The organism is Neisseria sp. P0021.S007 (assembly GCF_051956855.1).
The window spans coordinates 1-566 of sequence record NZ_JBQCXA010000922.1 but is presented as its reverse complement, the minus strand read 5'-3'; the positions used below and the strand labels follow the sequence as shown (position 1 = coordinate 566).

The following is a 566-nucleotide window of genomic DNA, read 5'->3' as shown; positions in this document are numbered from 1 at the left end:
CATTGAATCAGTTTGTAACGACTCAATTGGCAGGCGTTTTGACCAAACAAGGCAATCAATGGATCGTCGCGCCGGGAAGCGAATTGAAAGTCAATTCTGGACTGTTGCAACAGTTGAATAAATTGAGTGCGATTTCTGAGGATTTCTTCGTTAACGGAGAAGGTGGTTACAGCTTTGAGCTTAAGCCGACATCTACTCAGGGAATTGTTCAGTTCGACTTGGTTGTTGATGGTCAATCATTGAATTATTTCAACCAACAGACAGAATGGAAGCCATTTAAATGGCCGGGCGATGTCAGCAATGCCGGTTTGCGTATTTCTTGGGAAACCGAGGCAGAAGGTATGCGTAAAACTCAGGAAATCAGCGGACGTTTCGGTTTCATCCGTATGCTTGAAAAATCTAGGGTTACACCGATTGATGGAAGTACCTATCTGGTCGAGTTCCCATTGGAAAAAGACAAATTGATGCGCTTCTATATGCGAACCAATTCCGGTAAGGGACCGTTGGGACTGTTGGATCTGAAAAATATCCATCTGCCGAATAAGATTTTTGAGGTTAAATAATGA

At 43.1% G+C, this 566-nt stretch carries 1 protein-coding gene; it reads left to right on the top strand.

Annotated elements, in window-relative coordinates:
- On the top strand, window positions 1-563 hold a 563-nt coding region (locus ACTHUR_RS16745), incomplete at its 5' end, for a type VI secretion IcmF C-terminal domain-containing protein (RefSeq protein ID WP_440399809.1).
- Window positions 564-566: the final 3 nt, after the last annotated feature.